25 protein-coding genes and 1 tRNA gene are annotated in these 26775 nt (G+C 70.2%); 12 read left to right on the top strand and 14 right to left on the bottom strand.

Going from position 1 to position 26775, the window contains the following annotated elements; genetic code table 11:
- Positions 1-36: 36 nt before the first annotated feature.
- Together Q0309_RS10870 and Q0309_RS10865 are read right to left on the bottom strand one after the other, a co-directional pair.
- The gene (locus Q0309_RS10870; protein ID WP_299440480.1) at positions 37-2160 is read right to left on the bottom strand and encodes a glycosyltransferase family 4 protein; all 2124 of its coding nucleotides are present in this window, start codon (positions 2158-2160) and stop codon (positions 37-39) included.
- 26 nt (positions 2161-2186) lie between these two features.
- Positions 2187-3386: a glycosyltransferase family 2 protein gene (locus Q0309_RS10865; protein ID WP_299440478.1), complete on the bottom strand. Its 1200-nt coding sequence runs from the start codon at positions 3384-3386 to the stop codon at positions 2187-2189.
- Between the two features lie 154 nt (positions 3387-3540).
- Here Q0309_RS10865 and Q0309_RS10860 point away from each other — a divergent pair, with 154 nt between their 5' ends.
- From Q0309_RS10860 to Q0309_RS10850, 3 genes are all read left to right on the top strand, one after another.
- Positions 3541-4752 carry a bacteriohemerythrin gene (locus Q0309_RS10860; RefSeq protein ID WP_299440476.1) on the top strand — a complete coding sequence of 404 codons (1212 nt, stop codon included), beginning with the start codon at positions 3541-3543 and terminating at the stop codon, positions 4750-4752.
- A gap of 72 nt (positions 4753-4824) precedes the next feature.
- Entirely contained in the window at positions 4825-5595 is a 771-nt protein-coding gene (locus Q0309_RS10855; protein ID WP_299440474.1) for a hypothetical protein, read from the top strand.
- 155 nt (positions 5596-5750) lie between these two features.
- Positions 5751-5984 (top strand): DUF4926 domain-containing protein, encoded by a 234-nt coding sequence (locus Q0309_RS10850; RefSeq protein WP_299440472.1) that lies wholly within the window; start codon positions 5751-5753, stop codon positions 5982-5984.
- A 190-nt stretch (positions 5985-6174) separates the two neighbouring features.
- Here Q0309_RS10850 and Q0309_RS10845 read toward each other — a convergent pair whose 3' ends face one another.
- From Q0309_RS10845 to Q0309_RS10810, 8 genes are all read right to left on the bottom strand, one after another.
- The gene (locus Q0309_RS10845; protein WP_299440470.1) at positions 6175-7401 is read right to left on the bottom strand and encodes a glycerophosphodiester phosphodiesterase family protein; all 1227 of its coding nucleotides are present in this window, start codon (positions 7399-7401) and stop codon (positions 6175-6177) included.
- A gap of 145 nt (positions 7402-7546) precedes the next feature.
- Entirely contained in the window at positions 7547-8365 is an 819-nt protein-coding gene (locus Q0309_RS10840) for an ATP-binding cassette domain-containing protein (protein WP_299440468.1), read from the bottom strand.
- A complete protein-coding gene (locus Q0309_RS10835; protein ID WP_299440466.1) occupies positions 8362-9330 on the bottom strand; it encodes an ABC transporter ATP-binding protein in 969 nt (322 codons plus the stop codon). Before Q0309_RS10835 ends, Q0309_RS10840 begins: the two co-directional genes overlap by 4 nt.
- Positions 9331-9333: 3 nt before the next feature.
- The gene (locus Q0309_RS10830) at positions 9334-10182 is read right to left on the bottom strand and encodes an ABC transporter permease (RefSeq protein WP_299440464.1); all 849 of its coding nucleotides are present in this window, start codon (positions 10180-10182) and stop codon (positions 9334-9336) included.
- Complete coding sequence (locus Q0309_RS10825; protein ID WP_299440462.1) at positions 10175-11140, bottom strand: ABC transporter permease; 966 nt, start codon at positions 11138-11140, stop codon at positions 10175-10177. The genes Q0309_RS10830 and Q0309_RS10825 overlap by 8 nt, the downstream gene beginning before the upstream one ends.
- Positions 11141-11161: 21 nt before the next feature.
- Positions 11162-12685 carry an ABC transporter substrate-binding protein gene (locus tag Q0309_RS10820; RefSeq protein ID WP_299440460.1) on the bottom strand — a complete coding sequence of 508 codons (1524 nt, stop codon included), beginning with the start codon at positions 12683-12685 and terminating at the stop codon, positions 11162-11164.
- Positions 12686-12757: 72 nt separating this feature from the next.
- Positions 12758-13840, bottom strand: a complete 1083-nt coding sequence (locus Q0309_RS10815) for a P1 family peptidase (RefSeq protein ID WP_299440458.1) — start codon at positions 13838-13840, stop codon at positions 12758-12760.
- A gap of 163 nt (positions 13841-14003) precedes the next feature.
- Complete coding sequence (locus Q0309_RS10810) at positions 14004-14468, bottom strand: hypothetical protein (protein ID WP_299440456.1); 465 nt, start codon at positions 14466-14468, stop codon at positions 14004-14006.
- 408 nt (positions 14469-14876) lie between these two features.
- Here Q0309_RS10810 and Q0309_RS10805 point away from each other — a divergent pair, with 408 nt between their 5' ends.
- The gene (locus Q0309_RS10805) at positions 14877-15350 is read left to right on the top strand and encodes a helix-turn-helix transcriptional regulator (RefSeq protein WP_299440454.1); all 474 of its coding nucleotides are present in this window, start codon (positions 14877-14879) and stop codon (positions 15348-15350) included.
- 173 nt (positions 15351-15523) lie between these two features.
- Here the strand turns inward: Q0309_RS10805 and Q0309_RS10800 are convergent, their stop codons facing one another.
- From Q0309_RS10800 to Q0309_RS10790, 3 genes are read right to left on the bottom strand one after another with little or no spacing between them, the layout of a single operon-like run.
- Positions 15524-18736 carry an error-prone DNA polymerase gene (locus Q0309_RS10800; protein ID WP_299440452.1) on the bottom strand — a complete coding sequence of 1071 codons (3213 nt, stop codon included), beginning with the start codon at positions 18734-18736 and terminating at the stop codon, positions 15524-15526.
- Positions 18733-20262 (bottom strand): DNA polymerase Y family protein, encoded by a 1530-nt coding sequence (locus tag Q0309_RS10795; RefSeq protein WP_299440450.1) that lies wholly within the window; start codon positions 20260-20262, stop codon positions 18733-18735. The genes Q0309_RS10800 and Q0309_RS10795 overlap by 4 nt, the downstream gene beginning before the upstream one ends.
- Complete coding sequence (locus tag Q0309_RS10790) at positions 20177-20953, bottom strand: hypothetical protein (protein WP_299440448.1); 777 nt, start codon at positions 20951-20953, stop codon at positions 20177-20179. Before Q0309_RS10790 ends, Q0309_RS10795 begins: the two co-directional genes overlap by 86 nt.
- Before the next feature lie 170 nt (positions 20954-21123).
- Here Q0309_RS10790 and Q0309_RS10785 point away from each other — a divergent pair, with 170 nt between their 5' ends.
- The 3 genes from Q0309_RS10785 to Q0309_RS10775 all read left to right on the top strand — a co-directional run bounded on the left by Q0309_RS10785 (position 21124) and on the right by Q0309_RS10775 (position 22146).
- On the top strand, positions 21124-21531 hold the full coding sequence (locus tag Q0309_RS10785) for a hypothetical protein (RefSeq protein ID WP_299440446.1): 408 nt from the start codon (positions 21124-21126) through the stop codon (positions 21529-21531).
- Positions 21532-21612: 81 nt separating this feature from the next.
- Positions 21613-21852, top strand: a complete 240-nt coding sequence (locus tag Q0309_RS10780; protein WP_299440444.1) for a type II toxin-antitoxin system ParD family antitoxin — start codon at positions 21613-21615, stop codon at positions 21850-21852.
- A 6-nt stretch (positions 21853-21858) separates the two neighbouring features.
- On the top strand, positions 21859-22146 hold the full coding sequence (locus tag Q0309_RS10775; protein WP_299440442.1) for a type II toxin-antitoxin system RelE/ParE family toxin: 288 nt from the start codon (positions 21859-21861) through the stop codon (positions 22144-22146).
- 93 nt (positions 22147-22239) lie between these two features.
- On the opposite strand, the gene Q0309_RS10770 is transcribed toward Q0309_RS10775, so the two are convergent.
- Positions 22240-22329: transfer RNA gene (locus Q0309_RS10770), tRNA-Ser, on the bottom strand.
- Between the two features lie 272 nt (positions 22330-22601).
- Between Q0309_RS10770 and nifE the strand changes: the two genes are divergently transcribed.
- From nifE to fdxB, 5 genes are read left to right on the top strand one after another with little or no spacing between them, the layout of a single operon-like run.
- On the top strand, positions 22602-23993 hold the full coding sequence (gene nifE, locus Q0309_RS10765) for a nitrogenase iron-molybdenum cofactor biosynthesis protein NifE (RefSeq protein ID WP_299440440.1): 1392 nt from the start codon (positions 22602-22604) through the stop codon (positions 23991-23993).
- A complete protein-coding gene (gene nifN, locus Q0309_RS10760) occupies positions 23990-25360 on the top strand; it encodes a nitrogenase iron-molybdenum cofactor biosynthesis protein NifN (protein ID WP_299440438.1) in 1371 nt (456 codons plus the stop codon). Before nifE ends, nifN begins: the two co-directional genes overlap by 4 nt.
- Positions 25329-25862 carry a nitrogen fixation protein NifX gene (gene nifX, locus Q0309_RS10755; protein WP_299440436.1) on the top strand — a complete coding sequence of 178 codons (534 nt, stop codon included), beginning with the start codon at positions 25329-25331 and terminating at the stop codon, positions 25860-25862. Before nifN ends, nifX begins: the two co-directional genes overlap by 32 nt.
- A gap of 2 nt (positions 25863-25864) precedes the next feature.
- Positions 25865-26416: a NifX-associated nitrogen fixation protein gene (locus Q0309_RS10750; RefSeq protein ID WP_299440434.1), complete on the top strand. Its 552-nt coding sequence runs from the start codon at positions 25865-25867 to the stop codon at positions 26414-26416.
- A 32-nt stretch (positions 26417-26448) separates the two neighbouring features.
- A complete protein-coding gene (fdxB, locus tag Q0309_RS10745) occupies positions 26449-26751 on the top strand; it encodes a ferredoxin III, nif-specific (RefSeq protein WP_299440432.1) in 303 nt (100 codons plus the stop codon).
- Positions 26752-26775 lie beyond the last annotated feature (24 nt).

Below are 26775 nucleotides of genomic sequence, written 5' to 3'. Positions count from 1 at the left end.
GCCGAAACCGTAGATTTCGTTTCTCTGCCGCACAATTCAACGTCTCATGTCTTTTCGCCAGATGCAACCTTGGGCACGGCGCCACACGCATCGCACGAGGTTCGCCACCAGCCGCGGACCCGCCATCACCGCCCACGACCGCGAACGCAACATGTCGTACAAGACCGCGCTCGCCGCGCCCGGCGCCGACAAGGGCGGCGGGTCGACCGGTTCCGGCGGCAATCCGCGTCGCACCCGGCGCCGGTTCCGCCACGGGCGGGTCCAACGCCAGGGCCAGGAGCGCCACAGGGCGCGCGCCCGCCGGCGGTCGCGCCGGGCCGCGCGCGATGCGGCGTCGCCCGGCGGCGCGCCCAGACGCGATCCCCCGGACTCCGTCTCCGCCACAACCGCGCTGGCAAACGCAGCGATCAGGTCCAGATCGCTCGGACGACCGAGCGCCGCCCACAGGCGCGGCGCCCGGGCACGCGCCGTCGCTGCATCCCGCCACGGAGGCGTTCGGTCCAGCAGCACGAACGGAACGGCCTCGTGGCGCAGGCCAGCGGCCAGACACGCGGCCACCAGCCCCCACAGCCCGGACGCCGGATCCCATTCACGCGCCGCGACCGCCCGCGCGCGCGGTCCGAGGACCAGGCCAGGGCCGGCCGCCGCGTTGACCAGACAGGCGCTCATCGGCGCCGAGTCCAGACACAGCCGCGCTCGGCCCTGCGCCTCGTCGCCCTCGACCCAACCAGGCGCCAGCACGTCAGCCCCGGTGCGGTTCATGACCGCTGCAAGGGTCTCCAGCGCGCGCGGCCGCAGGGTGTCGGCGTCGGTGACCAAGCATACGGCGTCCTCCGGGGCCTGGATGTCCTTGAGCACGGCGTGCCAACCCGCCTCAGGTCGGGCCGTCGGCACGCGAAGCACCGTGATTTCTGTCACGGACCTCGCCGCCTTGGCCTCGTCCGCCTCGCACGGATCGGCCAACAGCGCGCGATGCCAGGCCCGCCAGGCGTGCACCGCTTCGTCCGGATCGAACGCCGGACGCGCCGGGCCGAAAGGCCGGCCGAGCACCGCGCCAAGCCGTTTAGCCAGGGCTTCCGCGTCGTAGGGAACCAGCACCCGCTCCCTGTCTGTCGCCGCGATCAGGGCCGGGTTTCCGCCCGTGGCACTGGCCAGAACAGGAACCCGCATGGCCAGGCACTCATGCAGCGTCAGCGGGCAGTTCTCCATCGGCGCCAGGACCAGCGCCAGCCGCCCCGGCCCGCGCAGGTAGTCCAGCGCGGCCGCCCGGTCGAGCCGGTCCAGCACCTGCACCGGCCACGGCCAGGCCGAAGCCCGTCGGGCGATCACCCGCGCCGCCGGCTCGCCACCGATGGTGCTGGCCCGGCCGAGGAACGTCACGCGCTCCGGATGCGGGCCGGGCCGTGATGCCAGACGATCCAGGGCGTCGAGCAGCACCGGCACGCCCTTGCGGTCCTCCAGCCGCCCGAACAGCACGGGCTCGACGATGGGGGCCGCGTCGTCCACCGGACGCGGTGGCCCCGGGTCGGGCATGAGTTGCGGCATGACCCGGAGGTCACGGACCGGCGTTCCCCGCGTGGCCAGCCAATCCGGCATGAACGGCCCCGGCGACCAGACGGCGTCCATCACCGCGGGTCCCGCCCGCTCCAGATCAATCTGGACCAACCGCGCCAGATCGTCCGGCAGGGTGTCGTTGCCGGCCAGGGTCCAGTCCGACGCGCCGTGCAGGCCCATCACCAGCTGCGTCTTGCGCAGCGCCAGACCCTGCCGCCGACTCCGGCCGCACAGAAACGCCTCGCCGCCCCAGTCGTTGAAATGCACGAGATCGAAGGCCCGCGCGTCCAGCCAGCGCAGGACGTGCCAACGCCGAGCCAGCGTTCCGTGCGCCCAGAGGCCGGCCATGGGCGGTGTGGCCGGATCGCCCCCGGGGGGCGGCATTGCTTCGAGCGTGACCCCGCGCCGGCGATAGTGCGTCACCCAGGCGTCGAAATCACCGTCCATGACGGCCCGGCCATTCAGGCACAGCACGGTGACCGCGTGCCCCTCGGACACCAGCAGGTCGGCCAGCGCCGCCAGCACGGTGCCGATGCCGCCGGTCCGGGTCACGCCCAGGATTTCGGTGGTCACCAGACAGATGCGCGCGCGAGGACCATCCGACACCGTCCGTTCCTTTCCGTCGACTCCGTCTACACAGGGCACCCGGCCGCCCGCAGCAGTCTCAGAACACGCCGGCGCGCGCGATCCTGGTCCATGGTCCGCGACATCGAGCCGGGGGAGAGCCGTTTCCACACCAGCGGCCGGGGGATGACGCGTTGCCCTGTGCCGGCGATCCAGGCACGCACAAGAAAATCCCAGTCCTCGGCGCCGACCGTTGGGTCCGGATCGAACCCGCCCAGGGCCAGAAACGTCCGCCGCCCGACCAGCATGTTGGCATCGCCCAGGTCGTTGCGGCGCCCCATCAGGCCGGGCACCGGCCCCAGGGGACGGTACCACGCGTCGGCGTGCTCGGTCCGGTCGGGCGGAGTCTCGCCTGCGAACAACGCCGCCCAACAGGTCCAAATCTCCGCACCGCCGGTCGTCGCCGCCCGGGCAAACGTCGCAAGGGCCTCCGGCGGCGCGATGTTGTCGTCGTCCATGAACAGCACCCAGTCTGTGTTCAGGGCGTCGGCACCGGCCATCCGGGCGGCGCCCAGGCTGGGGTCCCGCCGCCAGAGGATTGGCGTCGCGTCGCCCCCATGTCGAGCCACAGACTCGGCCAAAGCCGCGCGCGCTTCCGGACGCGTGCTGGCCGCGTCCACCACAACCAGACGGTCCGCCGGCCGTGTCTGGCACGCGAGGGACGCCAGCGCGGCATTAACCCAGACCGGCCGGTCATGGTGGACCAGAACGACCCCCAGCGTGGTCGTGGCTGCCTCAGCCCTGCGAAGCAGGTCCCGGGCCGTGTTGGGCATCGCCGAGAGACGCCCCGCCGAGTGGTGCTCCAGAAGATGCGCCAGCCCCGCCGGGCCGTCCACGGGGGCAACCCAATCGGCGGATGCACGGGTCAACGCGTCCAGGGCGGCCATCGTGTGCACATCGTCCCGGCCGCGCCGGGCGATCGGATCCGGTACCGGGCACACCATCCACCGCCGCGGCGCCGGATCGGTCGCGGCGTCCCGCGCCTGCGCCGCCACGCCCAGCCACCAGGGCGGCGCCACGGCGACCAGGGCATCGCTCGGTGGCGCCCACTCCAGGTGGGCTGCCACGGCGCGCGCAACGTCGGCCGGCGACCGGTCCGCATTGATCGCGCCCCTCTCAATGGGCACACCTCCCCAGCCGGCGGCCCTCAACCGAGCCATCACCGCCGCGCGATCGGCCTCGCCGGCCAGCACCGTCACACGCGGCATGGCTCCTTCAGCGTGTATTGCCCCCATGGTTCCCGTGGCTTGTGTCGCGTCGTTCACACCGTAATCCTCGACCGAAGGCCACTTTGTCCCGGACGAATCTCCATGATAGTATCCGCACGTCATGCAGCGCGTGGGGACAGGAGGTCGCGAGGACATGGGCGGACAGGACCATAAAGAGGTCGCCAGCGACGTGATCGCGGCGGCGGAACAGGCTGTTTCCAGTCTGAACGGACGCCAGACCACACGCCAAACGCAGTTGCATAAACTCAACGAGCTGTTCACGGTGGTTGAGCAGCGCTACCAGTCCATGGTCCAGGATCTGCATAGCAAGGACGAGCAGATCCGTGTGCTGGAATCGGTCAACCAGGCCCTGATATCCGCCCTGCAAACGTTGACGGAGCGCGTCCGGGAGAACGTGGACGCGATGGAGCGCGAGGACTCGGAGGTGGTCACGGCCATTTCCCGCTCCGAAGCGCTTGTCTCCGAGGTGTTCGGCACCGGCGGCAACGCCAACCCGACACAGCCTCCCGACACGCCGCCAGCCCCGGACCTTGAGCCGGAGCCGGAGCCGGAGGTCGCCGTGGCGGATGAGGCCGGCACCGACGACAGCGATATCGAAGACCTGGAACTGGCGGAGCCCGCCGACACCGGCGCCGACACAGACCCGGAGCCGATCCAGACCGACTCCAACCCTGATGACGCGGCAGCCGATGAGCTGGTGTTCGAGGAGGCCCTGCCCTCTGACCCAACGCAGCGCGCCGAGGACGAGGATATCGCCGCCGTCGACCCGCCCACCGCCGATCCGGCGCCCGGCATGGACACCGATCTCGACATGGTGGATGTCGCCGACGCGGACGAGGAGATCCCGCTTCTGGAATGGACCGAGCGGTGGTCCGTGGGCGTGCCCGAGATGGACAAGGACCATCGCATCCTCATCAACCTCATCAACCAGCTCGGACAGGCATTTCGCGCCCCGGAAAGCGACTGGGTCGTGGGCAGTGTTCTCAACAGCCTGTGGGACTATGCCGCGTACCACTTCGAGCGCGAGGAAGCCTTGTTGCGCGCGGCCAACTTCCCCGGCGCCGAAGAACACGCCTTGCGCCACTCCACCCTGAAAAACCAGGTCCGGGAATGGCTGGATGCGTACCAGAATAATCCCGAGTCCGTGACCGCCCAGGACCTTCAGGCATCGCTCAAAAGCTGGCTGGTGAACCATGTTCTGGGCGAGGACATGCGATACAAGCCGTACGTTGAGCACAACACCGATGCCCAGGCGATCGCCGCCGCCATGACCGTGGACCCGGAGTTGCTGGAGAGCTTGCGCGACGCCGCCGATATTGAAGATACGGCCATCCAACACGCTTGAATGAAGGAACTGCGGGGCGCTCGCCCAAGAACTGTACCGCGAAGGTGGATCCCGGTCATGGGAGAACGTGACGTGACATCCGGTGCGCAGGCCGTTCTGTCAGAGATGCGCCAGGACTTTCTGGACGAAGTCGCCGATGCCAGCCGCGAACTGGTGCTGGGCATCGAGGACGCGCGCCACAATCCGGATGAACTGGGGCGTGTTCTGCGCACCGGCCAGCGGTTGGGCCTGTCAATGCGGGCGCAGGGCGAAACCCTTGAACTGGGCCCTCTGTGCGCGATCGGCACGCGCCTTGGCGACTATCTGTCGGAAACCGGCACCGTTCCGACCGATCTGGTGCTTGAGGACCTCGAACGATTCCTTTCTGTGATCCTGGACGTGACCGAGGGGCGGGTGTCCCTCGACACGGAACCGGCCCCGCTGGTCCGCCGCCTGCCGCCGAAGCGTGGCTTCGCGCCCAGCGACATCGACGTGCGCGATGTCGAGGTCATGCTGGTGATGGAGCCGGGCACGCAGACCCATTTCGTCGAACGCGAACTGCAGCAGTGCGGCTACCGAACCGTCCAGATCAGCTCGACGTTCGAGGCCCTGCCCCTGATCGTGCGGACCAAGCCGGATCTGGTGATCATCTCGGCCGTCATGCCGGGGCTGAGCGGGATCGACCTGACCATCGGCCTGACCGCCATGCCGGAGACGCGGAACATTCCCACTGCGTTGATCACCAGCCTGGACCCGGACAGCGAGATGCTGGCCCTGATCCCGAAGAAGGTGCCGATCATCCACAAGGGCGCGGCCTTTGGCGACGATCTGTTCGCGGCGTTGGACAATCTGTTCCTGATTTAGAACTGGCTTGCCTGCCACCAACACACCGCAATAGCATCGGGTGCGAGGACACACGCTCCCCCGGGTGGCGCGTTCGGACAAGGAAACAGACTCGAACGCCGCCGGCGATACGGCCACATCCTGCCTGTCGCATCGGAACCCAAGGACGCGAAACCATGCCCAGCCGCGCGTTTTCCAGCCCTGGAGCCCGCCAATCGGGACCGCCCGCCATCCCCGAGTTCGCGGCTGTCAGGCTGACGCGTGACCTGGAGTATCGCGGTGTCTCCTTCCCGAAAGGCACGCCCGGCGTCGTCGTTCACAAGCACACCGACGAGGCGTACGAAGTGGAGTTCGAGCGGCCATCGTTTTCGGTGGTGACGGTGACAACGAGCGATATCGCGGCGGGTTAAGGCCCCGTAGGGTGCGTTCGCGCCCCGGCCCACGGTTCTTGACCCGTGGGCCTCCCCTCAATCTAGCCGTTTTCCATAGGAAACGGCCGGGGCGCAACGCACCTCCTGTCCGTGATGACCCTGCGGCCGTGCGTTGCCCGCCGCGCCCCGTCGGGACGCGGCGGTCGAACGCACCCTACGGCCAAGGCCCTTACTTCAGGCCCATGCAGTTGGCGTAGTAGCTGACCGTGGCCGGCCAGTCGGAGAACATGCCGACGATGCCGACGTCCTGGGCCAGCACGTCCAGCAGTTCCAGCATGACGCCGTCGTTGTCGGTGACCTCCTCGATCGACTGGTAGTACCAGCCGCCGCCGGTCATCAGCGGGCCGGAGCGTTCCAGCGTCCAGGTGATCAGCTCAAGGCCGGCGGCCTTGGCTTCCTTGGCATAGACGGAGGGGACGATCTCGCCGTTCTCGACGGTCACCAGCACCCACATGGGCGGGGCGATGTAGTTGACACCCATCTCCTTCAGTTCGGTCATGGAGTGGGTCCAGGTGGACGGGTCCATGTGGTCCCAGCCCTCGATGTCATAGCTGTCATCGAGATAAACGGCCTGCTTGCCGAACTCGGGCTCGTTCTCGATCCAGTACAGCACGTCTTCCAGGTTGAAGGACTGCGCCCAAACGTCCTCGGCCGGCACACCAGCGGCCTTGTACTCGTCGATCATCTTCTGGGCGTAGTCTTCCTGGGAGAAGCCATCGAACGGCATTTCCACCGACGGGGTCTTCAGCTCCGGCGTGAACTTGGCGCCCAGCGACTTGATCAGCTCGATCGACTGCGCGTGCGTCATGACGGTGCCGCCCGGGGCCGCGTACAGGTCGGTGCGCCAGCCGGCGGTGCCGTCCATGTAGCCCTCGACCGTGGTCGCGCTGGCATCGGCGGCGTCCATCTTGCCTTCGAGGGACAGGAACTCTTCCAGGGTGATGTCGGAGGTGCGGCACTCGGCCTTGGCCTTCTCGTCACCGGAGGCGGGCACGAAGCCGTGCGTGCATTTCCCGGCCAGGTCCGTCACCAGGATGTTGGTGGTGGTGTGCAGGTCGTTCTGGGCGTGACGGCAGACCAGTTCCTTGTCGGCGGTGAAGGTCACGTCGCACTCGATGATGCCGGCGCCCATGCGCGCGGCGGCGACATAGGATTCCTTGGTGTGCTCCGGGAACTGCATGGCGGCGCCCCGGTGGCCGATGGAGAACAGGGTCGGCTCGAACGGACCGGCGGCGCAGGACAACAGCTTTTCCTTCAGGGCGCTGTCTTCCATGCTGTCGACGAGGAAGTACGGGCGCGGGCCCAACTCGACGACATCGGCGGCGGAGGCGGCGGTGGCGCTGGTCAACAGCGCGGTGCCGGCCAACACGGTGGCAAGCGTGGTCTTGGTGAGCATCAGAGACCCCCAGATGTGTTGTGAGATCAGGCACGGTCCGGCAGGCGGGTCCCGCCGATGGCCTCGCATGAACAGCCTTCCTGCTTTATCGGAATTGCATTGCTCACCAATGACGGCGCCGTGAAAGTTCCGTGACGGGGCGCGGTCACCGCCCCGTCCACGCCGCCTCCAGGCGCGGCACCGCCGCCATCAGGGCCGCCGTGTGCGGGTGCGCCGGGTGGGCCAGCACCTCGGCCGTCGGCCCCGCCTCCACCACCCGGCCCCGGTCCATCACCATGACCCGCTCGGTCACATGGCGCACCACGTCCAGGTCGTGGCTGATGAACAGCAGCGCCAGACCGCGCCGCCGGCGCAGCTCCAGGAACAGGTTGAGTACCTGCGCCTGCACCGAGACATCCAGGGCAGAGACAGGTTCGTCGGCCACCACGATGTCGGGGTCGGTCACCAGCGCGCGGGCGATGGCGATGCGCTGGCGCTGCCCGCCGGAGAACTGATGCGGGTAGCGATCCAGGGCATCCTTGCCGAGCCCCACCGCCGCCAGGGCGTCGATCACCCGGGCGCGGCGGTCGGCGCGGGGCACCTCGGGCGCCAGCCCGGCCAGCGGCTCGGCGACGATGCGCCACACCGGCCAGCGTGGGTCCAGCGAGCCCAGCGGGTCCTGGAACACCATCTGCACCGCGCGGCGCAAACGGCGCAGCGCCGCCTTGCCGAGCGTGTTGGGGTCCTGCCCGTCAATCAGAACATGGCCGGTATCGGGCGGCTCCAGCGCGGTGATGAGTCGAGCCAGGGTCGACTTGCCGCAGCCGCTTTCGCCGACGATCCCCAGGCTCTCACCGCGCGCCAGGGTCAACGACACGTCGGCCACCGCCTGCCGCACCGGGCGCGGCGCCAGGGGGCGCGGCCGGGGCAATGGATAGGCGCGCGAAACCCCGCGCACCTCCAGGACCGGAGACGCCGTGTTCATGGCCCCGCCCCCGCGTCGCCAAGCGGATGGTGACAGGCCACGGCATGTCCGCCCGCGTCCGCCACCAGCGGCGGCCGCACGGCGCACACGCCGTCGGCGCGCGCGCACCGGTCACGAAAGGCGCAGCCCGCCGGCCACGCCCCCGGCGGCGGCACGGTGCCGGGAATGGCGGCCAGCGGCTCGCCCGGGCGGCCGGCGCCGCGCGGCATGGCGTCCATCAGGCCGCGCGTGTAGGGGTGCCGAGGGTCTCCCAGCACCCGCCGGCAGGTCCCGGCCTCGACAATGCGGCCGGCGTACATCACCGCCATCTCCGTCACCGTCTCGGCGATCACCGCCATGTCATGCGAGATCATCAACAGCGCCATGCCCTCGTCGGCGACCAGATCCAGGATCAGGTCGAGGATGCGCGCCTGCGTCGAGACGTCCAGCGCCGTGGTGGGCTCGTCGGCGATCAGCAGCGCCGGCCCGCAGGCCACGGCGATGGCGATCACCACCCGCTGGCACTGCCCGCCGGAGAGTTCGTGCGGATACTGGTCCGGCGACACCCGGCTGGGGTCCAGGCCCACACGGTGCAGCACCGCGCGGGCGTGCTCGCGGGCGGCACGGCGCGATAGCCCGAGGTGGCGGCGCGGCCCTTCGGCCACCTGGGCGCCGATGGTCTTGACCGGGTTCAGCGCCGTCATGGGCTCCTGAAAGACCATGGCCACGCGCCGGCCGCGCACGGCGCACAACGCGCGCTCATCGGCGGCCAGCAGATCCGCGCCGTCCAGACGCACGGATCCACGCGCCCGCAGGTCGGGCGGCGACAGGCCCATGATGGCCAGCGCGGTCAGCGACTTGCCGCAGCCGCTCTCGCCCACCAGCCCCAGCGACCCACCCCGGTCGAGGCGTAGGGACACATCATCCAGCAGAGTCAGTCCGGCGACATCGACGCCCAGTCCAGTGATCTCCAACAACACCGCCATGGCTCACCGTCCCCCCCGGCGAGGCTCCAGGCGCGGATCCAGGCGGTCGCGCAGGCCGTCGCCCAGCAGGTTCAGCCCCAGCACCGTCACCACGATGGCCAGCCCCGGCAGGATCGCCAACCGTGGGTCCAGGAACAGGAACGTTTGCGCCTCGTTGAGCATTCGGCCCCAACTCACCTCCGGCGGCTGGCTGCCCAGGCCCAGATAGCTCAAGCCCGCCTCGGCCAGCACGGCCAGGGCGAACTGGATGGTGCCCTGTACGATCAGCGCGCCGGCGATGTTGGGCAGGATGTGCTCGATCGAGATGCGGGTGCGGCCGCGCCCGGCCAGCCGCGCCGCCTGGATGAACGGGCGGGTCCACAGGGCCAGCGCCGCCCCGCGCGCCACGCGGGCGAACACGGGGATGTTGAAGATCCCAATGGCCAGGATGGCGTTGATCGCGCCCGGTCCCAGCAGGGCGGTGATCAGCACCGCCGTCAGTAGCGCCGGGAAAGCGAACGCCAGGTCATTGAAGCGCATGACGGCTTCGTCGATCCAGCCGGCCCGCGCGGCGGCCAGCAGACCAAGCGGCACCCCCAGACCGACACCCAGCCCGACCGCCACCAGGGACACGGCGATGGAGACCCGCGCCCCCACCATCAACTGCGACAGGGTGTCGCGCCCGAAATGGTCGGTGCCCAGCGGGTGGCTCCAGCTTGGCCCGCTCAGCTTGTTGGCCACGTCCATGACGGCCGGGTCGTGCGGCGTCCAGACCAGCGAGACCGCGCCGACCAGCAACACCAGCGCGGCGATGGCCCCGCCGGTCCAGGCCGCCACGCCAAGCCGCCGCCGTTGACCCATGGCCTCAACCATGGACCCGCCGGGCCGCGCCATGCCGCAGGCGCGGATCCAGAATGGCGTAGGACAGGTCGACCAGAAAGTTGACCACTCCGACCGTGGCCGCCAGCAGCACCACCAGGTCCCGTACCACGACGATGTCGCGTTGACCGATGGCCTGGAAAATCAACCGGCCGATGCCCGGCAGGTTGAACACGTTCTCTATGATGATCGTCCCGGCCAGCAGGAACGAGAACTGAAGCCCCATGATCGTCACCACCGGGATCATGGCGTTGCGCAGACCGTGGCGCCACAGCGCCTCGCCCCGGCTCAGCCCCTTGGCGCGGGCGGTGCGCATGTAGTCCTCGCCCAGCACCTCCAACACCGCCGACCGCGTCACCCGCGCCAGGATCGCCGCCTGCGGCAGCGCCAGCGCCACCGCCGGCATGACCAGCGCCGCCAGCGCCGGGCCGACGCCCGCGTCCCACCCGGGAAATCCTCCGGACGGCAGCCAGCGCAGGGTCACGGCAAACAGTAGAATCAGCAGAATGCCGAGCCAGAAATTGGGCACGGCGACGCCCAACTGACTCGCCCCCATCACCGCCACGTCGGTTGCTCGTCCGCGCCGCGCCGCCGCCAGCACGCCCAGCGGCAGCGCCAGGCCCACCGCCAGCGTCAGCGCCATCAGCGCCAAGGGCAAGCTCACCGCGATGCGCGGCGCCAGCAACTCGCTCACCGGCACGTCGTAGGTGAGGCTGTCCGCCAGATGCCCCGACAGCAGGCCGCCGATCCACGTCAGGTAGCGCCAGTACGCCGGCTGATCGAGCCCCATGCTCTCGCGCAGGGCGGCCAGCGTGTCCTCGCGGGCATTCACCCCCAGGATCAGCAGCGCCGGATCGCCCGGCAGCACCTCCAGCACCGCGAACACCAGCAGCGACGCCGCCACCAGGGTCAGCGCCAGGGCGACCATGCGCTTGGCCAGGAACCAGACCATGGCCGCCCTGCCCTTCCGTGGTTACTCGCCCCAGGACACGCCGGTGATGTCGTTGGCCTGGATCGGGCTGTTCTCCCACAGGCCGCGCAGGCGTGCATCCCAAACGCCGTGCTTGGCCAACTGGAACAGGAAGCCGTTGACGGCGTCCTCGGCCAGAATCGTCTGCGCCTCGCGATACAGGTCGGCGCGCGCCTCGGGATCCGCCGTGCCCTGCAACCGGTCGATCACCGCGTCAAAGGCCGGGTTGTCGTAACCGAAGTAGTAATCGTCGCGGGCGTAGATGTCGATGTCCAGCGGTTCGGTGTGCGAGACGATGGTCATGTCAAAATCATGGCCCCGGAACACCTGTTCCAGCCACTGCGCCCACTCCACCGGGATGATCTCGACCTTGATACCGACCTCGGCCAGTTGCGCCGCCACGATTTCCCCGCCCCGCCGAGCATAGGACGGCGGCGGCAGGTGCAGGGTCAATGACAGGTCACCAGGCGCGATGCCCGCCTCGGCCAACAGCGCCTTCGCCGCCTCCGGATCGTGCGGATACATCCCCGTCAGGTCCACATAGGCCGGGTGGTGCGGCGCGAAGTGGCTGCCGATGGGCGTGCCGTAGCCGAACATGGCCCCATCGACGATCGCCCGCCGATCAAGGGCATGGCTGATGGCGCGACGCACCCGCACGTCGTCCAGCGGCGCCCGGCGGTGGTTCAGGGACAGGATGGTCTCGCCTTCCGTGGTCCCGATCTCCACCGTGAACCGATCATCCGCCTTGAACGAGTCCAGGGCCTCCGGCGCCGGGACGTTGGGGTAGGCGTCCACATCGCCAGCCATCAGCGCCGCCATGGACGCCGCCGGGTCGGGAATGAAGCGGAACGTCGCCCGCGCCAAAGCCGGCTTGGGACCCCAGTAGTCGGGATAGGCCTCAAGCTCGACGCGGTCGCCCTGGATCCAGCGCACGAACCGGAACGGGCCGGTGCCGATGGGGTTGGTTTTGTTGTCGTCAGCCGTCTCCGGCGCCACCATCACGGCATCGCCCCAGCCCAGGTTGAACAGGAACCGGCCGTCGGGGTGTTTCAGTTCCACCACCAACGTATAACCGTCCAGGGCGGCCACGCTGTCGATGGCCGCGTAAAGTCCCTTCTGGGCGTTGACGCTGTCCTCATCGGCGATGCGTTGCAGGCTGAACACGGCGTCATCGGCCGTGAAGGCCGTGCCGTCGTGAAACATCACGTCGCGCCGCAACGTGAACCGATAGACCAGGCCGTCGTCGCTGACCTCCCACGACCGCGCCAGGGCGGGCTCCACCGAGCCGTCCGGGCCGATCCGGGTCAGGCCCTCGAACACGTTGGCATAGACCACCTCGTCGATGGCGCCCGCCGCCCCGGCAGTCGGGTCCAGGTGCGGCGGTTCCAGGACCATGCCCATGACCAGGGCGTCGGGCGGCGCGGCCCGACCACTCTGCGACGGCAGACTGGCGGCCGCGAGTGTTGCCAGGACAACGACGGCGATGGACAGGTGGCGCGCGCGATGGCGCACGAACGGCAGGATCATGAAACCCCCCATGGCTGGTGATCTTGGTTCGTTTTCGGGATGACCGGGCCGGACTGTAGGGACCCGGGGTCCTCACCGCAAGCCATACCGGTCGCGGTACCCTGGCCAATTCCCCAGCGTCGATGCTTCGTAGACGCCCCGGGCCACGGCCCGCGCAAGACAGTCCGCCGCCGCCATGCCGCAGCGCGCCAGCGTTCTCAGCGGATCGGCACCCAGTGCCACGTGCTCCGTCGCCACGGCAAACACCGTATCGCCGTCCAGCGGGGAATGCACCGGCCGTAGGGCGCGAGCCAGGCCGTCCTGGGCCATGATGGCCACGCGCCCGGCCTGCGCCTTGGTCAGGGCCAGGTCGGTGGCGACGACGGCCAGGGTGGTGTTGGACCGCGCCGGCAGGTCAAAGGCGAAGTCCGTCGGCCCGGGCGCAGGCCAGTCCTCGGCCGGCCGCGCGCGCGGCCCCAACTCGTCACCGACCGCCCACGGCCACGCCCAGAAGGCCGGGGTCTCGCCCATGGTCGCGCTGCCCATGCTGTTGACCGCCGCCAGCGCGCCCACCGTAAACGGCGCATCGTCGGCGGTCGTTCCGGGAACGATGAGCGAGGCGCTGCCCACGCCGCCCTTCAAGCCCCCCGACGTCGCGCCATAGCCGGCCCCGGCATTGCCAAGGCGGACCGTGCGGCCGTCGTCCGTGGCGGCCGCCGCCTCGACCGCCGCGCGGCCGAGTGCGCGATAGGGCGGATCGTCTCCCCACGCCTTGTCGCCGCCGTTGAGCAGGTCGAACAGGATCGCCGACGGTACGATCGGCACGACCGCGTCGCCGACCGGGAAGCCGATGCGCCGTTCCGCCAGCCACGCCGTCACACCGGCCGCCGCCTCCAGCCCAAAGGCCGAGCCACCCGACAGCACCAGCGCGTGGATGCGCTCGACGGTGTTCACCGGATCGAGCAGATCGGTCTCGCGCGTTCCCGGCCCGCCGCCACGCTGGTCAACAGCCGCCACCGCCGGCGCGTCCGGCACCAGCACGGTCACCCCGCTCCACACGCGGGCATCATGGACCTGACCGACTCGCAGCCCCGGCACATCGACGATGGTGTTGGTGCCCGCCGGAGCAAGCGCCTGCGGTGCCGTTGCGGCCCGGGGCATGGACGGGGAGGACATGATCTTGGGTCCGTCGTTGAACGCCAGCAACACGGCGGAAGACAGTGCATTCAAGCGCCTCAGGCGCCCTGAGTCGTGAGCGGGCACTCTAAAAAAGGAAACACGATAGACGCAAGAAACTCATGGGTGACGGCGCAGCGGTAAGGGTGTATATTGTTCTTGGTCACACCAAAAATGAGCGTTCGCGCCGAGCGGCCAAAGATCTTAAGTCGGTGTCGGGATGCCATGGATCGGTGGGCGCCCCCGACCGGAGGAAATGATCGTGCGAAATGACGGTCGGAATGACACGCCTGTTGCGGTTGCGGCCGTGGGCCGTGGCCAAAGTGCGGGGTCCTTCGCACGGATCGTTCTTGAGGCGGCCACCGTGTTGCGCACCGGCGCCGGTGAAGCGACGGACCGTCCGCACGAGGTGGCTCGGCTGAACGCTCTGGCCGCGTTTCTGGAATCCGTGGCGGAAATCGCGGCACGCGGCGGCCGGCGCGGCCGGGAGTCGGGCTGAGTGCGCGCGCGGGACCACGGTGCGGCGGGCGTCGGGCCTTTCGAGGCCCGTCTTGGCGGGGGCCGCGCCCATGCGGCCAACGGAAATGGCGCCGCGCGACGAATCGTTGGCATGGCGTGTGCTCACCACGGAGAGCGGTGGCCCGGCGTGAAAAGATCAGCCCTGGGCGCGGGCGGCTCCGGAGTCGTCCACCGCCGCCCGGGCATCCTGCCCGACATCGGATGCGGACGATCCGGGAAAAAGTCCTTAACAAACGCCACCGTCGCGAATTGGTCGGATCGCGACTGTTGAACAGGCCATGCAACAACGAAAGGAGCGCGTTCAGAACAGATCACCCGTAGCAACTCAGGATTTAGTCGTCCGATTCGCGGTGGTAGTTTGGGAACTCTCAAATCGTGTGAAATGGCGTCTCGTCATATCGGCGCGAAGATTACTCTTGCGACAGACCATCGCAATCGGTTTTATATGTTGGTGGAGTAGCGAACCGCAATCGGTGCGTCGCCCCACCAGAACCCAAGAATGAGGGACAATTCAATCATGATGGCTTCCGAAGAAGTGCGTGAGGGCCGCCGCCGCCGTGCGGCGTCCATCGACGGTCCGGATCCGATCGACGTCCATGTGGGCCAGCGGATGCGCCTGCGGCGGACAATGCTGGGCAAGAGTCAGGACCAGATGGCGCGTGCCCTCGGCGTGAGCTTCCAGCAGGTTCAGAAATACGAGCGCGGAACCAACCGGATCAGCGCCAGTCGCCTGTTCGACGTTTCGCGTTTTCTTGACGTTCCCGTGAGCTACTTCTTTGAGGATCTCACCCGGGAAGCCGTGGCGGCACGCGACGAAGAGGTGAAAGTCCACTTCGCCGACGAAGACATGGGCCTGGATGACGACGACGATCCGATGAAGAGGACGGAATCGCTGGAACTGATCCAGACCTACTGGCGTCTGCCAACGGAGGTTGTGCGCGCCCGCGTTCTGGAAATGCTCAAGAGCCTGGTGCGCAGCTCGCCGGAGTGATCGGTCGGCACGCGGTCCGAACCCCGCATGATGGACCCGGCGGCATGTCTCCGCCGGGGTCCGGGGTGTCGGGGAATTTGTGTCCGCCTCGCCCGGGACCGGGCGAGGCTGGGGGTGTGATCCACGGGGAGCGGGATCTGTGCGTGCGCGCATCGTCCGTTCCTACGCGTTTCCTACGCGTTGCCCCTGTGTGACGACACCGTCTCCGGGAAGCGACCCACGCGGTCGGCACGGCTGGGCATCAGGGCCAGGGCCGACGGTTCGGCTGTCAGGCCGGCCAGCCGGTCGGTCCGATCGGTCAGGTGTGACACCAGCACGTGCTGGACCTCCCCGTCCGTCTGAAAACGGCCCTCGGCGTACAGCAGGCGTGCCCGCAACACGGCGCGGCGGTTGGCCTCGAACACCCGGGCGGGCACGATCAGGTTGGCGACGCCCAGCTCGTCCTCCAGGGTGATGAACAGGACCCCTTTGGCCGTGCCCGGCCGCTGCCGACAGACCACCAGCCCGCCGACCCGCACGCGGGCGCCATCAGCCGCCGCCCGCAAGCGCCGGGTGGACATCACGCCGTCGCGCTCCACGTCGGGCCGCAGCAGCGCCAGCGGATGCGCGCGCAAGGTCAGGCGCAGGCTGCGGTAATCCTCGACCACCGCCTCGCCCTCGCGCAGGTCGGGCAGGTCCACGTCCGGTTCCGCGCCGATCTCCGAGGCACCGGAGACCGCGAACAGCGGCAGCGGCGGCGCCGTCAGGCGCTTGACGGCCCACAGCGCGTCGCGGCGGTCCAGCCCCAGCCCGGCCAGCGCGTCGGCGTTGGCCAGCTTTTCCAGCACATCCGCCGACAGGCCGGCACGGCGCCACAGATCCTCGGCGTCGCGGAACCGCCGCACAGCGCGCGCGGCGACAAGGCGCTCGCAGGCCGCGCGCGCCGCCGGACCCGACAGCCCCTTGACCTGCCGGAACCCGAGCCGCAGGGCGAGACCGCCGGGGCCGCCCGAGCCGCCGGCCGGCTCCAGCGTGTTGTCCCAGGCGCTGCGGGTGACATCCACCGGCTGCACCGCGACGCCGTGCTCGCGCGCGTCACGCACGATCTGGGCCGCCGAGTAGAATCCCATCGGCTGGCTGTTCAGCAGGGCGCAGGCGAAGGCCGCCGGGTGGTGGCGTTTCAGCCAGGCGGAGACGTAGACCAGCAGGGCGAAGCTGGCGGCGTGGCTCTCTGGAAAACCGTACTCGCCGAAGCCCTCGATCTGGCGGAAGCAGGCCTCGGCGAAGGCGCGTTCGTGGCCATTGCGCAGCATCCCGGCGACGAAGCGGTCGCGCAAGCCGTGAATGGTGCCGGCGCGGCGGAAGGTGGCCATGGCGCAGCGCAGGCTGTCGGCCTCGCTCGGGCTGAAGCCGGCGCCGTCGATGGCGATGCGCATGGCCTGTTCCTGGAACAGCGGCACGCCGAGAGTCTTTTCCAGCGTCCGCCGCAGGGCGCCGGACGGGTAGCGCACCGGCTCCAGCCCCTGGCGGCGGCGCAGGTAGGGGTGGACCATGTCGCCCTGGATGGGACCGGGGCGGACGATGGCCACCTCGATCACCAGGTCGTAGAAGCAGCGTGGGCGCAGGCGCGGCAACATGCTCATCTGGGCGCGGCTTTCCACCTGGAACACGCCCAGGGAGTCCGCCGCGCACAACATGTCGTAGACGCCCGCGTCGTCCGCCGGCACGGTGGCCAGGGTCAGATCCGGCCCGCCGGTCTCGCGCAGCAGGTCGAACGCCTTGCGCACGCAGGTCAGCATTCCGAGCGCCAGCACATCCACCTTCAGCATCCCCAGCGCGTCCAGGTCGTCCTTGTCCCACTGAATGACCGTGCGGTCGGCCATGGCCGCGTTCTCGATCGGCACGGAGTCGTGCAGCGGCCCCCGCGTCAGGACGAATCCGCCCACGTGCTGCGACAGGTGGCGGGGAAAGCCGCGGATCTCCTCGACCAGCGACAGCGCCAGGCGCAGGCGCGGATCGTCGGGATCGAGCCCGGCCTCGCGCACGTGCGCATCTTCCAGCGGGCGCGAAGACCCGCCCCAGACCGTGCCGGACAACGCCGAGACAGCATCCTGCGACAGGCCGAGCGCCTTGCCGACGTCACGCAGCGCCGAGCGCGAGCGGTAGGTGATGAGGGTGGCCGCCAGCCCGGCGCGGTCGCGGCCGTATTTCGTGTAGATGTACTGGATCACCTCCTCGCGCCGCTCGTGCTCGAAATCGACGTCGATGTCGGGCGGCTCGTCGCGGGCGGCGGAGACGAAGCGCTCGAACAGCAGGTCGAAGGTGGCCGGGTCGATGGCCGTGATGCCCAGGCAGTAACAGACCGCCGAGTTGGCCGCCGAGCCGCGCCCCTGGCAGAGGATGCCTTGTGACCGGGCGAAGCGGACGATGTCGTACACGGTCAGGAAATAGGGCGCGTAGCCGAGTTGCTGGATCACCGTCAGTTCGTGGGCGATGGTGGTCCGCACGCGCTCCGGCGCGCCGTCGGGCCAGCGCCAGGCCATGCCGGCGCGGGTCAGGTCCTCCAGGTACGCTTGCGGGGTGCGGCCCGGCGGGGTGATGTCGTCCGGGTACTCGTAACGCAGCTCGGCCAGATCGAACGCGCAGCGGTCGGCGATCTCGACCGTGCGGGCTAGGGCGTCCGGATAGGCCGCGAACAGGGCGGCCATGTCGGCCGGGCTTTTCAGGTGCGCCTCGGCGTTGGCGGCAAGGCGCCAGCCGGCGGTCTCCACCGTCACGTGCTCGCGGATGCAGGTCAGCACGTCGAGCAGGGGCCGCCGCGCCGGGGTGTGCATCCGGACACCATTGGTGGCCACCAGCGGCACGCCGGTCCGCGCCGCCACCGCCGCCAGCGCGGCCAGCCGCCCGGCGTCGCGGCCGTCCAGGCGGCAGCGGGCGGCGAGATGACAGCCGTCGGTGAAGATCTCGCGAAAGGCGACAACGTCCCGCGCGACCGGGTCCAGGTCCCCTTCCTCCGGCGGCAGAACCACGGCGATCAGGCCCGCCGCATGGCTGGCGAGGTCGTCGCGGACCAGGAGGCAGGACCCCTTGGGCGCCCGCCGCCGGCCCAGCGTGAGCAGGCCACACAGCCGGCCGTAGGCGGCACGGTCGGTGGGATAGACCAGCACGCTGGGCGCGTCCTCCAGATCGAGGCGGCAGCCGACGATCAGATGCAGACCGGTATCCCGCGCGGCGGTCCAGGCCCGCACCACCCCGGCCAGGGTATTGCGGTCGGTGACGGCCATGGCCCGCAGGCCGAGCGCGGCGGCGGTGACCACCAGCTCGTCCGGATGCGACGCCCCCCGCAGGAAGGTGAAGTTGGTGGTGACGTCCAACTCGGCATAGGGGGGTGGAGCCGGTGGCGTCACGCGAACACCCCCCGCACGGTCCAGCCGGCCCCGGCCTCGCGCGCCAGCCACAGGCGATGGCCGGCGGCGTCCTCGACACGCCAGTAGTCACGCGCGCGGTTCGGCGCGGGGGCCTCGGCGCCGTGCCACCATTCGGGGGCGATGCGCTCCGGACCCTCGGCGCGGACCACGGTCCACACGCGGCGGCGCCAGCGGAACCGAACCGGCGGCAGGTTGCCGCCCAGAACCTCCACCGGTTCCGGCGCCAACAGGCGCGACGGCCGGGGCGCCGTCGCCGGCCAGGTGTCCGCCGCGGCCGGGGCGCGGTCGGCCGTGGTGACCGCCGCCTCGGGCACGTGGCTCTGACGCGGCGCCGGGCGGATCACCCGGCCCGGACCGAGGCGCGCGCGCAGGCGATCGAACAGCAGGACGGTGGCGTCCGCCGTCTGGCCGGGACCCCGAACGAAGCCATGCTGTTCGGCGCCCAGCGGCTCGACCACGGTGAGCGTCAACGCCATGCTCTCGATGCCGAAGCCGACGTCCAGACCGTCCAGGGTCTCCTGGAACAGCCGCGCCAGGGCCTCGGGATCGCGCGTCGGCCGGCTGGTGCCGACCACGCGGCGGAGGATGGACCCGTCCACCCGCGCCATCTCCAGCAGCAGGCGGCGCGCGCCCCGGTCGGCCTGTTCCAGGCGCGGGCGGAGGGCACGGCACAGCGTCTCGATGGCCCGTTCCACGTCCTCAGTGCGGCCGATGGGTTCGGGAAACGTGATCGTCTTGCGCCAGGGCACGGCCGGGGCACGCGGGGTGAAGGGCTCCGGCTCCCGCCCCAGCGCTTGGTCGAGCCGCCGCGCCACCACCGGCCCCAGGCGCGCGGCGAGGGGCGCGCGCGGCAGGGCGAGCAGATCGGCGATGCGGCGCAGGCCGAGCCGGTGCAGCGTGTCCACGGTGTCGGGCGGCAGGCGCAGGGCCTCCACCGGCAGGTTGGCCAGCAACTGGCGCTGGGCGCCGTCCGGCAGCAGCGCCAGGCCGGGCGTCTCGCCGCCCGCGCCCGCCAGGAAGCGGGCGGCGGCCCAGGCGGCGCCCCGGGTGTCGGCAAGGCCCACGCGGACGGTGGAAAATCCGGCCGCGCGCATCCGCTCGCGCAGGTCGCGGGCCAGCGCCGCCTCGCCACCGAACAGGTGCGCGCACCCTGTGATGTCGAGCCACAGGCCGCCCTCGCCGCCGGGACCGGGGGGCTCGATGGCAGTCCAGGGCGTATACCGCGTGGCCCGGTCGGCCAGGGCACCGAGCGCGGCAAGATCGGCGTCGGGATCCGCCGGCCGCGTGACCAGCGCCGGGCACACGGCACGGGCGTCAGCCAACGGCATTCCGGCGAACACCCCGGCCACCTCCGCCGCGCGGGTGACGGCGGACAGGGTGGCGGTGTTCCCGGTCTCCGTCACCAGCGCGAACGGATGGTCACGCCGATCGGCATCCGGCGTGTCGGGCCGCGTCATCCGATCCGTCGCCAGACGCGGTAGCCACACATAGAGCACCCGTCTCATCGTTCCACTCCATCGTCCAGTGTGCCGGCCGGCCGCCGCGACAGCGTTCCAGAAACACGTCCCACCGCGCCGCGCCCAACCCCCGCCACGTCACCGGCGCGGCCGGCACCGGCACGACTCGCCAGCGGGTGGTCGCCGCCACCGATCCGGCCGCCCTACCCCGCCCCGCCGAGGCCAGCAGCAGCCCCGTCACCCCGCCGGCCTCGGCCGCCAGTTGCAGGCGGCGCCCGGCGGTGAGATCGACGCCGCGCGCTTGGCCGACGACGGCGGCGAGGCCGGGGGTGCGCAATCCCTCCTCCATGCCCCACAGCACCTGCCCGTCATCCTCGGCGCGGGCGAGGATCAGCCGCCGGGGCGGCAGACCGAACCGGGCCAGCCCCGGCGGGTACAGCGTGTCGTCCGGCGAGCCCTGCCGGAGGCACCACAGCACCGCGCCCCGCCGGTGCACCGCCAGCCGCGCCGCCATCAGGGCGGCGAAGCCCAGCGCCGCCGCCGGGCCGGTGGCCGCCTCCGCCGGATCATCGGCCGCGCCCACCACCTGATGCAGGCAGCCCAGCGGCAGGCCGCCCCAGGGCAGCGCGCCATCCACCTCGGCAACCCCCAGGGGCAGCACCGCGCCCGCCTCCCGGGCCGACCCTTCCAGCATCCGGATGCGCTGGCGCAACCGGTCCAGCGTCGGCGCGTGGGACATGCGATGGCGCTCCCGTCAATGGCGCTTCCGTCCGTTCCCTTTTTGTTCTATACGGGGGCTCCGGATGGAGTCAAGACCATCGCGCGGGCTCCCTTGACCCGCCGCGGACCCCGCCTCACAGTCGATCCGTTCCGGATCACACCCCCACCCGAACAAGGTCTGGTGGAGAGATGGACCCGCATCCCGAACCGCCCGAGGGGGTCGGCCCGCACGAGGGCCGCGAACTGACGCTCATGCTGGCCGGCGAGAAACCGCTGGCGATGTTCTGCGACATCGTCCCGTCCCCATACGCGTGGCCGGACGCGGCGTTCGACCCCCATGTGGCCTCCGGCCGGCTGGTCAAGGACGAGATTTTCACGCAAACCCCGGATGGCCGCCATACGGTGCGGCATCTGTACTACGCCCTGCCGGGGGAGGCGTGGCGCATCCAGGAGGCGCACGCATTGAGCCTCCAGCATTGCGATCGGGGGAGCGCGGCGGCGGCCGACGCCTGCGCCCGCATCGGGCGCCTGCTTGGATATCGCGAGGAGGATATTCAGGCGTTCCTGCGATGGGCAGAGACGCACCAAGCCCTGTGAGGGCTTGCGCATGGTAGGATTTTTTCCCACCATCGGGTTGGAGGGACGCCGTGACGCGCCGCCACCACGGGGATGGCCGGAATGACCGAAAAGATCAGTGTTTCCGTCACGGATGAGCACGCCCGCCTCTTGCATGAGGCGGTGAACAGCGGGGACTACGCCTCGTCCAGCGAGGTGGTCCGGGAAGCCTTGCGGGAATGGAAGACGCGCCGCCTATTGGGCCGGATGTGGGACGAGGGGATCGCCAGTGGCCCCTGTGAGCCCGGCACCACCATGGACGACATCAAGGCCGAGGCCCGACGTCGCCAAGGCGCGGCATGATCCTTGATGGCGCCTGTTGTGTTCACCCGTCAGGCCCGCGAGGACTTGATCGACATCTGGCTGCAAATTGCCGAGGACAACCCAGCGGTCGCCGACCGGGTGCTCGACCGGCTTGAGGACGCCGCCGGCCATCTGGGCGCCCACCCCCAGATGGGCGCGGCCCGCGACGACATCCGTCCGGGCCTGCGCTATCTGATCAACGGCCCGTATCTTCTGCTCTACAGGCTCACCGAGACCGGGGCGGAGATCGTGCGGGCCGTCCACGGCCGCCGCGATCTGTTCGGACTGTTCTAACCTACCTTACGCGCCCGGGTTCTTGTACAGGCCGCGCCAGTCGATGGCCTTGGCGCCGAAGCCGGGTTTGGAGAAACGAACTTCTAGTATAAGTGGCGGAGGGGGTGGGATTCGAACCCACGGGACGGTCTCCCGCCCGCCGGTTTTCAAGACCGGTGCCTTAAACCGCTCGGCCACCCCTCCACACACGGACGCGAGTGTCGCATCCGCACGCCGGTGCGCGCCAAGTTCCCCTTTCTGTCGAAGGCGCGCGGGCGGGTCAATCCCTCACAACCATGCCACGCCCCGACAACGCCCGCGTCGCGCACGCGACATCGCCCCTGTCGCATGTCCGACACACCACGCTGACACTCTCCTCTAAACCACTGATATTCAACACGGTCCGCCACTGGCATCCGTCTTGCTTACCCTCCTGCCAAACCCCGTGCCCGGGACATCACAGCGGGAGGCCTTGTATGCTCACCGACCGCCTCGCACCGGTCTTCGACGAACCGGCCTGCGCCACCAACCGCGCCAAGACAGACGCGCAGAAAAAGGCCGGCTGCAAGACGAAAGGTCCGACCCCGGGCGCGGCGGCCGGTGGGTGCGCCTTCGACGGCGCCAAGATCTCGCTGCAGCCCATCGTCGACGCCGCCCACATCGTGCACGGCCCCATCGCCTGCGAGGGCAACAACTGGGACAACCGCCATTCGGCCTCGTCCGGATCGGACCTGTACCGGCGCGGACTGACCACCGACCTGACGGAGCTGGACGTCATCCACGGCGGCGAGAAGAAGCTGTGGAAGGCCATCCGCCAGGCCATCGAGAAATTCGACCCGCCGGCGGTGTTCGTCTACCAGACCTGCGTGCCGGCGCTGACCGGCGACGACATCCGCGCCGTCTGCGCCGCCGCCACCGAGCGCCATGGCCGCCCGGTGATCCCGGTCGAGGTGCCGGGCTTCGTCGGCAGCAAGAACCTGGGCAACCGGCTGGCCGGCGAGACCCTGCTGGACCACGTCATCGGCACCGGCGAGCCCGAAACGACCACGCCCACCGACATCTGCCTGATCGCCGAATTCAACATCGTCGGCGACCTGTGGCAGGTCGAGCCCCTGTTCAAGGCCCTGGGCATCCGCCTGCTATCCCGCCTGACCGGAGACGCGCGCTACCGCGAGGTCACCTGGGCGCACCGGGCGAAGGCGTCCATGGTGGTGTGCTCGCAGGCCATGGTGAACGTCGGCCGCAAGATGCAGGAGCGCTGGGGGATTCCGTACTTCGAGGGCTCGTTCAACGGCGTGCGGGCGACATCGGAGGCGTTGCGCACCTTCGCCCGGTTGCTGGTCGAACAGGGCGCCGACGCCGACCTGATCGACCGCGCGGAGACCCTGATCGCGGACAAGGAGGCCGAGGTCCGGCGCCGGTTCGCGCCGTTCCGGGACATCCTCGCCGGCAAGAAGGTGCTGCTCTACACCGGCGGCAACAAGAGCTGGTCCATCGTCTCGACGCTGCAGGACATGGGCATGGAGGTCATCGGCACGTCGGTGCGCAAGGCCACCGACCACGGCAAGGACCGCGCCCGCGACCTGCTGGGCGAGGAGCAGAAACTGTTCGGCGCCATCCCCAACGCCGAGATGTTCCGGATGCTGAAGGAGGGCGAGGCCGACATCATGCTGTCTGGCGGCCGGTCGCAGTTCGTGGCCCTGAACGCCCGCCGGCCGTGGCTGGACACCAACCAGGAGCGCCATCACGCCTATGCGGGGTACGAAGGCTTTCTGGTTCTGGCGGAACGCATCGCCCTGACCCTGACCGCGCCGATCTGGCAGCAGGTCAATGGCCCCGCGCCGTGGGAGGAGGGGTACGCGCCATGACCCAACCGGAACCCCGCCGCAAGGCGCTGACCATCGACCCCCTGAAGGTCTCGCCGCCGTTGGGCGCGGCCCTGGCGCTGCTGGGGGTGGAGCGTGGGATGCCGCTGTTCCATGGCTCCCAAGGCTGCACCGCCTTCGCCCTGGTGCTGTTGGTCCGACACTTCCGCGAGGCCATCCCGCTGCAAACGACGGCCCTGGGCGAGATCGAGACCATTCTCGGGGGCCTCGACAACCTGGAAAGCGCCATCCGCACCCTGGCGACGAAGTCGAAGCCGGCCGTGCTGGGCGTCTGCCCCACCGCGCTCACCGACACCCGCAGCGAGGACATGGCCGCCGACCTGCGCCTTCTCGCCCAACGCCTGGGCGACGACCTGGGCGAGACGCTGTTGGTGCACGCGCCGGCCCCGGACTTCATCGGCGGCCTGCAGGAGGGCTGGGGCGCCGCCGTCAAGGGCATCGTCGACGCCGCCGCCAAGCCGCGCCCGCGCCGCGCCGGCCATATTACTGTGCTGGCCGGGGCGCACCTGACCGTGGGTGACCTGGACCTGCTGCGCGACACCATCGAGGCCTTCAGCCTGACCTGCACGGTCCTGCCGGATCTTTCCGGATCGCTGGACGGCCACGTGCCGGAGGCCTGGAGCCCGGTCAGCCTGGGGGGCACGACCCGGGCGGAACTGGACGACCTGGGTGCCGCCGCCGCCGTGCTGGCCATCGGCGAGCACATGCGTCCGGCGGCCGAGCTGCTAAGCGAGCGCACCGGACTACCGGTCACGGTGCTGGAGACCCTGACTGGCCTCAAGGGCAGCGACCGCCTTGTCGCGTTTCTGTCGGAGGTCTCGGGCCGCGCGGCGCCGACGGTCGTGCGGCGAGACCGCTCGCGGCTGCTGGACGCGCTCATCGACAGCCACTTCGCCGCCGTCGGCCAGCGCGTCGCCGTCGCGGCCGAGCCGGATCTGTTGCGCGCCATGGTCACCCTCGCCACCGATCTGGGCTGCACGGTGCCGGTGGCGGTGACCACCACCAAGGCGCCCGGCCTGGAGACTCTGCCGGTCAACCGTCTGATCGTCGGCGATCTGGACGACCTGGAGACCACCGCGCGGGAAGCTGGCGGCTGCGATCTGGTGATCGGCCCGTCCCCCGCCATCCGGGCCGCCAAGGCCCTGCACGCGCCCCTGGTTCGCGTCGGCTTCCCGCAGGTGGACCGGGTGGGCAGTCAGCACGATTGCTTCACCGGCTATCGCGGCACGCGCCAGATGGCCTTTGCCATCGCGAATGCCATCGCCGACAGCCACGCCGAACACCATTTGCGTCCGCCCCACACCTCGGAGGCCCCCCATGACAGCCCTGCGCCGGTTGCGGCTGGTTGACCCGGACGGCGCCACGCCGTCCCCCGCCCCTGCCCGCCCCACCTCCCAGGAGAGTCCCGCCGTGAAGGTCGCCCTCGCCACCCAGGACATGAGCGCCGTCAACGCCCACTTCGCCGGCGCCCGCACCCTGGCGATCTACGAGGTCTCGGCCGACAGCTGGACCCTGTTGGAGGCCGTGCAGTTCGAGGACGTCACCGCCCAGGACGGTAGCGGCGGCGGGCACGAGGAGGACCGGGTGGCGCCCCGACTGGCCGCCATGGAGGGCTGCACCCTGCTGTTCGTGCGCGCCATTGGCGGGCCGGCGGCGGCGCGGGTGGTGGCCGCGCGCATCCATCCGGTCAAGCTTCAGTCCGACGAGCCCGTCGATCAGGTGCTGGAGCGGGTCCGGACCATGCTGGCGGGCTCGCCGCCGCCGTGGCTGCGCAAGGCGATGATGGCCCGCGACGGCACCGGCGCCGCTCGCACGGACTTCATGGACGACGACGAGAACGAGGAGGCCTGAGCATGGCGGAGGCGGTTCTTGACATGGCGGAACGCGCCAGAGGCGGGGCCAAGCCGCTCAGCAAGGTGGCGCGTCTGCGCGCCCTGGCCGCCGCGCAACCCGATCCGCCCTGGCCGGAGGCGCCCACCTTCCTGCCCGAGTTGGCGGCGCTGATCCGGGCCGGCGACTGTTGCGGCCTGTGGGACGGCAAGACCGATGCCCGCCTGCTGAAGGGGTACGTGCTGTCGCAGGAGCAGCGCCGCGCCATCCCCATCGTCGGCAACCCGGACCCGCGCGTGCTGCGCCGCCTGCACACGTTCTACCACGCCATCGGGACCACCATCGGCCGTCGCACGGGCCATGTCGCCACGCCGCTGATCGAGCTATCCGACGAAGGCTTTGGCCGCGTCGTGCTGATCGCCGGGCGGCTGGTGGCGGTCTCGCGCACGCTGCGGGACGTGCACCGGTTCGGCTTCGACAGCCTGGCCGCCTTGGACGCCGCCGGCGCCGCCCTGGTCACGGAAGGCGTCGACATGATCGCCGCGCACCCGGGCCTTGTCGCTCTCGAGTCATAACCCTGCCCGTTTCGCCAACGAAAGGATACGTCATGGCCGTTCGCACCCTCGTCACCCAGGACGGCAGCCCCTGGGTTCCCTCCTACATCCAGTCCATCGATCCGGACGTGTGCATCGGCTGCGGCCGCTGCGTGAAGGTCTGCGCCCGCGACGTCATCGAGCTCCGGGGCATCAACGAGGACGACGAGATGTGCGATCCCTTTGACGAGGACGAGGAGATCGTGCGCAAGGTCTCCGTCGTCTCGAAAGGCGGGGATTGCGTCGGCTGCGGATCGTGCGCCACGGTATGCGGCACCGGCGCGCAGGCCCACGCCCCCGTCGAGGACGCCGCGTAACCCCGTTGAGTGGGGGCGGCGGCG

Origin of the sequence: uncultured Rhodospira sp., assembly GCF_937138205.1 — a bacterium.
Taxonomy (GTDB): Bacteria; Pseudomonadota; Alphaproteobacteria; order Rhodospirillales; family Rhodospirillaceae; genus Rhodospira.
This window is presented reverse-complemented; position numbering and strand designations above follow the sequence as displayed.

Bases quoted from the DNA above. Each gene is read 5' to 3' on its own strand.
- Q0309_RS10865 (WP_299440478.1), bottom strand. From the start codon at position 3,386: ATGCCGCGTGTGACGGTGCTGGCCGGCGAGGCCGATCGCGCGGCGGTG.
- Q0309_RS10860 (WP_299440476.1), top strand. From the start codon at position 3,541: ATGGGCGGACAGGACCATAAAGAGGTCGCCAGCGACGTGATCGCGGCG.
- Q0309_RS10850 (WP_299440472.1), top strand. From the start codon at position 5,751: ATGCCCAGCCGCGCGTTTTCCAGCCCTGGAGCCCGCCAATCGGGACCG.
- Q0309_RS10845 (WP_299440470.1), bottom strand. From the start codon at position 7,401: ATGCTCACCAAGACCACGCTTGCCACCGTGTTGGCCGGCACCGCGCTG.
- Q0309_RS10840 (WP_299440468.1), bottom strand. From the start codon at position 8,365: ATGAACACGGCGTCTCCGGTCCTGGAGGTGCGCGGGGTTTCGCGCGCC.
- Q0309_RS10835 (WP_299440466.1), bottom strand. From the start codon at position 9,330: ATGGCGGTGTTGTTGGAGATCACTGGACTGGGCGTCGATGTCGCCGGA.
- Q0309_RS10830 (WP_299440464.1), bottom strand. From the start codon at position 10,182: ATGGTTGAGGCCATGGGTCAACGGCGGCGGCTTGGCGTGGCGGCCTGG.
- Q0309_RS10825 (WP_299440462.1), bottom strand. From the start codon at position 11,140: ATGGTCTGGTTCCTGGCCAAGCGCATGGTCGCCCTGGCGCTGACCCTG.
- Q0309_RS10820 (WP_299440460.1), bottom strand. From the start codon at position 12,685: ATGATCCTGCCGTTCGTGCGCCATCGCGCGCGCCACCTGTCCATCGCC.
- Q0309_RS10815 (WP_299440458.1), bottom strand. From the start codon at position 13,840: ATGTCCTCCCCGTCCATGCCCCGGGCCGCAACGGCACCGCAGGCGCTT.
- Q0309_RS10805 (WP_299440454.1), top strand. From the start codon at position 14,877: ATGATGGCTTCCGAAGAAGTGCGTGAGGGCCGCCGCCGCCGTGCGGCG.
- Q0309_RS10795 (WP_299440450.1), bottom strand. From the start codon at position 20,262: ATGAGACGGGTGCTCTATGTGTGGCTACCGCGTCTGGCGACGGATCGG.
- Q0309_RS10790 (WP_299440448.1), bottom strand. From the start codon at position 20,953: ATGTCCCACGCGCCGACGCTGGACCGGTTGCGCCAGCGCATCCGGATG.
- Q0309_RS10785 (WP_299440446.1), top strand. From the start codon at position 21,124: ATGGACCCGCATCCCGAACCGCCCGAGGGGGTCGGCCCGCACGAGGGC.
- Q0309_RS10780 (WP_299440444.1), top strand. From the start codon at position 21,613: ATGACCGAAAAGATCAGTGTTTCCGTCACGGATGAGCACGCCCGCCTC.
- Q0309_RS10775 (WP_299440442.1), top strand. From the start codon at position 21,859: ATGGCGCCTGTTGTGTTCACCCGTCAGGCCCGCGAGGACTTGATCGAC.
- nifE (WP_299440440.1), top strand. From the start codon at position 22,602: ATGCTCACCGACCGCCTCGCACCGGTCTTCGACGAACCGGCCTGCGCC.
- nifN (WP_299440438.1), top strand. From the start codon at position 23,990: ATGACCCAACCGGAACCCCGCCGCAAGGCGCTGACCATCGACCCCCTG.
- nifX (WP_299440436.1), top strand. From the start codon at position 25,329: ATGACAGCCCTGCGCCGGTTGCGGCTGGTTGACCCGGACGGCGCCACG.
- Q0309_RS10750 (WP_299440434.1), top strand. From the start codon at position 25,865: ATGGCGGAGGCGGTTCTTGACATGGCGGAACGCGCCAGAGGCGGGGCC.
- fdxB (WP_299440432.1), top strand. From the start codon at position 26,449: ATGGCCGTTCGCACCCTCGTCACCCAGGACGGCAGCCCCTGGGTTCCC.